This is a genomic window from Bacteroides sp. UBA939, assembly GCF_002293435.1.
In the GTDB taxonomy this organism is placed as follows: Bacteria; Bacteroidota; Bacteroidia; order Bacteroidales; family Bacteroidaceae; genus Bacteroides.
Window position 1 is genome coordinate 1 of record NZ_DBDF01000023.1, and the last position, 6,667, is coordinate 6,667.

The window sequence follows — 6,667 nt, forward strand, 5'->3', positions numbered from 1 at the left end:
CCCCATGAAATATCGGGTGAGCCGTGTCTGAACTACTTAGTAGTAGTTACCCAACTACTACGTAGTAATTGAACAACTACTACTAAGTAATTGCCTAACTACTACGTAGTAATTAACCAACTATTAGCAGGTAGTTGAGCTACTCTATGGGATGAGTTACATTCTTCAAGACAAAAGAATCATGCACCGGAAGTTTCAGGTGACTTATACTAAGAAAGGTCGTCCGTTTTTTGTCGCTGGTTTTATACGTTGCCTTACTGCAATTGCATCTTTGAAAAGTCAAAGTTAGTCGATTTAGCAGTGGTGTTACTATCTTTCATCTCAAAAGTCAATTCCACTTCACCGTTCTTTTCCGAGTTAAGTTTCAGCTTGATACCTTTCGTTTCCGAAGTAATACCCAGTTCGCCCAGATTGTAAGAAACCAGTCCATAAGCGCCTACTCCACTAACATCATCATAATTATTGTAACGGAGTTCAAGATGGATATAGCCGTCGCTGTCCGCATCACCCTCGGTAGCTTCGCGCTGTACCAGGCTTATACGATGTTTGGTACCAGGATTTTGCGGCAAGTTCTGCAGGAAAATAATATTCATGTATCCGCCACTGATAGTAAGGTCTCCCTGATAAATCCATACCGGGTCATTACCATACTCTTCTTCATTCTCCGGAGTCAGTGTTTCCACACCTTTGGTCAATGCAGGCCAAACCCGATCAATCATCACCGCATGGTCATATCCCTCATAATTATCATAAAGAGGGTTGAAAGTAGTAAGTATACGCTGTCCATCTACCGGATGATAACAATCCAGAGTTACATACATGGGTAAAAGTGTCCCCCACGTGTCACTATCTAAATAGAAGGTGCTTCCTGTTACTCGCGTAGTAGCCCAGTTCGGATAAGCTACATCTCCAAGTGAATATCCATCAGATTCACTACACGACTGCAATATTGGCAAAACAGTCAAACTCATCATCACAAATAACCAATTTAATTTTTTCATAATCAATCCTTTCATTTGTTTTCTTAATAACTATTGGTTTACACTAAATTTATGTTCTGCCTATAAAATACGAAAGCCAGAGTAATACTGCACTGGCTTTATATATTTTAACGGATTTAAAATCCTTTGAGATTAAGAACCTACTTTAGACTCCCTCTATTTTACTTTGAGAGTTATGTAACAAACGTACCATTTCTTGCGCTGCATGTTTCGGAGCTCCCACATCTCCCAGACGAGATGCCATATACTCATAGCCATCAAGCATTTGCCGCCGATACACCTTATTATATAGGATACGCTCCAACTCAGCACGAATTTGTTCTATCGTCATTGTGTCTGCAACCAGTTCTTTTACTACTTCCCGGTTTGCTATAAGGTTCACCAATGATATGTATTTCACCTTCAGGATATGCCGCTTCAGGAAGGCAATCACCTTTCCTATCGGCGTATGGTAACAGACGGCTTGCGGAACCCGAAACAGAGCAGTCTCTAAAGTTGCCGTTCCCGAAGTCACCAATGCAGCCTCAGCTTGTTGAAGCAAACGGTAGGTTTGCCCGAAAAGAATCTTCACTTTCGCATCGCCGATATACTTCCGGTAGTAATCGGGAGAAATACCGGGCGCACCCGCCAACACCAACTGGTATTCGGGGAAAGCTGAAGCGGCACGAAGCATATCGGGCAAATTATCTTTTATTTCTTGCTTCCGGCTACCGGCTAATAAGGCGATAATCGGTTTGTGTTCCAATTCGTTCGTACGGACAAAATCATCGTATGTTTCCGGATATTCAGCACGGAAGGCAGCTACTTCATCCACCGTAGGGTTACCCACATAATGTATCGGGTAGTGGTGCTTGCCTTCGAAAAACTCCACTTCGAACGGCAGAATAGAGAATAGCTCATTTACATCCCGCTTGATATTCTTGATGCGATACTCTTTCCACGCCCATATCTTTGGGGAGATATAATAATAAACGGGAATCTGTGTCCCGGCTCGCAGGAACTTGGCAATATTCAGATTGAAACCCGGATAATCCACCAATATTACTACATCCGGTTGCCACGCAACGATATCGTCTTTGCATCGTTTCATATTGGCAAAGATAGTAGGCAGGTGCAGCAGCACTGGGATAAAGCCCATATAGGCCAAATCCTTATAATGTTTCACCATTTCACCTCCTACTGACGCCATCAGGTCGCCACCGAAGAAACGGAATTCGGCCTGCGGGTCTTCGACTTTCAAGGCTGCCATCAGGTGAGAGGCATGCAAGTCACCTGAGGCTTCACCGACTATTAAGTAATACTTCATACTATTGAGAGTTTAAAATGGTTCTTCCTTAATCCGGTTGAAAGATTTAATTGGTAGTGAGTATTTAGGTATCTCGTCATAATTGGTGTACTATAAAGATAGTTTAGTAGTGGGAATGGGTACGCGAACGATGCGAAATAAGCGGATGAACGCGTACCTACTCCCACCACTAAACTATCATTCACCGCTAAACCTATTACGATTAAGTACTTACTACTACCTTAAATATACAGCTCAAAACCAAGTTTGCAATTCGTCAATAAACCCGTAATCCGTAACATCTACCTTAATCGGGGTAATGGCAACATAACCGTTTTCGAGCGCCCAATGATCATTCTTTTCGTTTTCAGAATCTACATCCCGGAACTCACCGGACAGCCAGTAATAATGGCTATTGCCCCGATGCGCAAAACTCTCCCACTCGTTTATCCAGTCCCCTTTCGACTGTTCGCATATCTTAATTCCCTTCATCTCTTTTGCTACCGGGAAGTTAACATTGAGACAGGTTAGTGGCGGCAATCCCTTCTCCAGAACCAGGCGGGCTATATTGCGGATATACGGCCCGGACGGATCGAAATCAGCATTCGGCTCGTGGCTGCAAAGAGAGAAGCCGATGGAAGGCACTCCTTTGAGGCATCCTTCGATTACTCCCCCCATCGTACCGGAGAAATGTACATTAACGCCGGAGTTATCTCCATGATTTACGCCACATACTACTAAATCGGGCGTACGGTCGAGCACCGTATGGAATGCGAGCTTAACGCAATCGACCGGAGTACCGGAACATTTATAAACCGACAAACCTACATCTTTACGAACCAACTGGTAATGGATAGGTTCCGTTACCGTCAATGCAGCCGAACTACCCGAACGCGGTGCATTCGGAGCCATTACCACAATCTCCCCCAACGGGCGGAGAAACTTTATCAACTCACTAATACCTTTCGCAACAATGCCATCATCATTGGAAATCAATATCAAAGGTCTCTGATTTTCCATTATCTGTTATCTATTCTTTTTTCAATGCAAAAGTAGCAAAAGAGAACTGGATAGCAAGCGTGGTTGCTGAATATATTACGTATTACTCATCGTGGTCGTGGTCATGATCTTCATCTCCTGTACTCAACACGATACTACGTACCACTTCAGAGTCGTTTTTGGCTTCGTCCGTGCAAAACACCATCAGGTGATAATCTCCCGGAGTGGCATTGGCCGGTATCTCAATATCATGTTCGATATGAGCTGTTCTGTCGGTTACATTGTACGACTGTTCAAAATGGAATGGAACGGTTTCCTCACCGGATCTTGTGTCGTGGTCATGGTCGTGGCCGTGGCCGTCGAAGTTACTGTGAACCTGTATCTTGTAAGACAGCAACATGATGTCGTCCGACAAATCCATCTCCAGGTGTATGCCGTGTTCGTCGCCTATCAATATAACCTCTTCGTCCGAAGGAGATTGCACATCAATAACGGGTGGGGTTGTATCGCGGTTCTTGTCATCGCAAGAGGTGAACAACCAAGAGAACATCACTAAGGAAATAATCGGGAAATAATACTTTGTTTTCATTTGAATCGTTTTTTAGAATTAAACTTCTTGTTAATTGGAGGACTCGGTTAGTAACTCAAGCTTTACATACTACTATAATCAACAATATAAAAAACATATAAAGCTTGAGTTATTTATTGAGTCCGTTTTAAAAAGGTACTTTAATTAATAGTTGGAAGTTTCGTCCCGGTTCGGGGATTTCTACTTTCCTGTAAAAGCTAAGATGATTGAAATAACGCGTATTGAACAAGTTCCGGACGGTCAAAGATACCTCAACATCAGTCTTCGCAATGGATACGTCGAGCGAACCGCCTATGTGGCACAGGTTTGCGCCCGGCGTACGGTCTTCGTTACGGTCTACACGGTTTTGGCGGGCTATGCTTTGCCACTCGGCATAAAGCATATACCGCTTCTTCTGCCAGGTCAGGGTGTTCTGCATCCGGGCGGGAGGCGAGAAACTCAAGGGGATATGCTCCTCACAATTGTAGGTATGCACATACTCAGCGGAGATGTGATAGCTGAGAGCGGGCAGAATCTGTAGTTCCACACTTGCTTCCACACCGGCGAAGAGCGCTTCGGTTTGAGAATAACGGTATATCTGTCCCGAATGCGGCAACACCGACCATTCGCCCGTAGGCCGCAGAAAGATGTAATTGCTGAACCAACTGGCGAAAGGCGATACGTACGCCGTCCATCTGCCGGACTTCAGCCGGTAAGAAGCATCCATCTGCCAGCCCTGTTCGGACGACAGGGTAGCGTCTCCCTGTTCGTGGCGGAAAGTTCCGTGGTGCACGCCGTTGGAAGCGAGTTCGTTGGCTCCCGGCAGACGAAAGCTCCGCCCGAGGTTCGCTTTCAACTGATGCTTGACGGAAGGAGTCCATACCATGCCCAAAGACAAGGAATAGTCTCCGAGGTTACGGTCTACGCGGTGGCTGTTCCAACGGTAAAGCTCCACTTCCCGGTCATCGTATCCCATCTGCTGCAAGTAGGTTGCCAGATACGGGTCGTCGTGCGCAGAGACATGTATGCGGCCGTAGTCATAACGCACGCCTCCGCTAACCATGAACAGGTTGCTGGGGCGATACGTCGTGAGCCAGGACATGCCGGTCGTGAAACGTTCGTAAGCCGGCAGCAGAAAGGAGTAACCGGAAATCGTATTCTTCTGGTACTGGGTGTCCCACCCCATTTGGTGTTCCCACGAGGCGGAGCCGACTAAGCGCCCCTTCGCCGAGAGGCTGAACGTGTGCAGATTGAATTCCAGTTCCTTGTCCGGGTCTGCTTCGGGTAGAGGCTGGGTGTTGTAGTGGGTATGGAACAGGCTCCGTTCTTCACGGTGGTTGTTCTGGTAGCCGACATCACCGGAGAGGATAAACGTCTGCCAAGCGTACTGTTGATGAGTGGTTACTTTCAGATGGTTCACCTTACTGTAAGGGAGTTCTATATTCCGGCTGTCTCCATCGTCCTGCAAGCGCGACAGGTCGGGGATGCCGTGCGCTCCCGGAAAGAAGCCCGTCTTCTGGTAGACGTTGGACACGGCATAATCCGACTTATACGCTTTCTTCTGATACCGGGCGAAGACGTTGACATTGCGCTCCACGCCTGCCGTATTCTTCAGCTTTCCGCCATAGACGGGTATCAGCCGGGTCATATAAACAATGGTATCCGCCGGAATGTGGTAATCGCCGAAACGTTGCTCCGAGTAGCGTAGTTTCGCATACCAGGCATTCTTCTTAATTCCCAGCATCAGCGAAGCGGCAAGGGTTTCGTTGACCGATTTCCCCAGAAGAGTGACGTCGCCAAACAGCACATCTTCCGCAGGGGGTTGCGCCGGAGCGATGTCAATCACTCCTCCCATTGCATCGCTTCCGTAAAGCAACGAGACTGGGCCTTTTATCACGTTGACGGCTTCCACGTTGAAAGCATCCAGCTCCAGACCATGGTCTGCGCCCCACTGCTGGCCTTCTTGTTTAATGCCATTCTCCAGTACGGCAATCCGGTTGAAGCCCATGCCTCGAATCATCGGTTTGGAGAATCCCGCACCGATATCCATAGCCTGTACTCCGGGGATATTCTCCATGGTTTGCATGAAGTTACCCGTGAAATGTTTACGCAGGAAATCCCGGTCAGCCACTTCAAGCGTCAGTGCGGTTTTCTTGTTCCGAAGTTGTTCGTAGGTTTCGGCTATTACAACTTCGGGCAAGTCCACACGGGCTGTATCGGAATCTTGCGCATGGACGGAAAGGGATATGAATAACAGTCCCAATACGCCCGGAATATATTCCATACGCATCAATTACAATCTTTGTTAGATAATGAAAAGGAAAATTAAGCTATGCAATCAAGCTATGGGAGGGGCGCGCAAATGATGCGAATAAGAGAGTGTACACAGTCTCTCATTCCGGTAAACGACTTGCTCAAAAGATATGGGCGTTAATTCGTGATGGAAGTCGAACGCTTGAGCTTCCGTGAAGAGAGGAAGGAAGAAGTGGCAGATAGCGCAATCGTCCGGCGAATGCAGCGGTGCGTTCCCGGTATGGGAGTGAGAACAGGAAACGGAATGTTCCGGCGCATGAGTATGATGATGAAAGGCCTTCACCACAAAATACGGCATGAGTATCATCAGTAATGCCCATGCTATAAACATCCGTTTGTTTTTGCTGTTATTCACTTTCTTCCTAAATAGAATTTGAATAGAGAGGCAAAGATAGGAATAGCGAAGAAGAATAGCAAGTATCGAGGTTTAAAAGTGGGGTGGCGTGCTAAAATTTCAGGCTACTCAATTAAATGAAGTACAAAGTATCTCTATTCTCCTCC

6 protein-coding genes are annotated in these 6,667 nt (G+C 46.5%); all 6 read right to left on the reverse strand.

Annotation, left to right across the window (positions count from 1 at the left end; translation table 11 throughout):
• Positions 1–254 precede the first annotated feature (254 nt).
• The 6 genes from B2Z67_RS01655 to B2Z67_RS01680 all read right to left on the reverse strand — a co-directional run bounded on the left by B2Z67_RS01655 (position 255) and on the right by B2Z67_RS01680 (position 6,521).
• Positions 255–1,001 (reverse strand): NigD-like protein, encoded by a 747-nt coding sequence (locus B2Z67_RS01655; RefSeq protein WP_291528080.1) that lies wholly within the window; start codon positions 999–1,001, stop codon positions 255–257.
• Between the two features lie 145 nt (positions 1,002–1,146).
• On the reverse strand, positions 1,147–2,307 hold the full coding sequence (lpxB, locus tag B2Z67_RS01660) for a lipid-A-disaccharide synthase (protein WP_291528081.1): 1,161 nt from the start codon (positions 2,305–2,307) through the stop codon (positions 1,147–1,149).
• Positions 2,308–2,541: 234 nt separating this feature from the next.
• Positions 2,542–3,306, reverse strand: a complete 765-nt coding sequence (gene surE, locus B2Z67_RS01665; protein WP_291528082.1) for a 5'/3'-nucleotidase SurE — start codon at positions 3,304–3,306, stop codon at positions 2,542–2,544.
• A gap of 82 nt (positions 3,307–3,388) precedes the next feature.
• Positions 3,389–3,874 carry a DUF4625 domain-containing protein gene (locus B2Z67_RS01670; protein ID WP_291528083.1) on the reverse strand — a complete coding sequence of 162 codons (486 nt, stop codon included), beginning with the start codon at positions 3,872–3,874 and terminating at the stop codon, positions 3,389–3,391.
• A 127-nt stretch (positions 3,875–4,001) separates the two neighbouring features.
• Entirely contained in the window at positions 4,002–6,143 is a 2,142-nt protein-coding gene (locus B2Z67_RS01675) for a TonB-dependent receptor (RefSeq protein WP_291528084.1), read from the reverse strand.
• A 48-nt stretch (positions 6,144–6,191) separates the two neighbouring features.
• A complete protein-coding gene (locus B2Z67_RS01680; RefSeq protein WP_291528085.1) occupies positions 6,192–6,521 on the reverse strand; it encodes a hypothetical protein in 330 nt (109 codons plus the stop codon).
• Between the last annotated feature and the right edge of the window lie 146 nt (positions 6,522–6,667).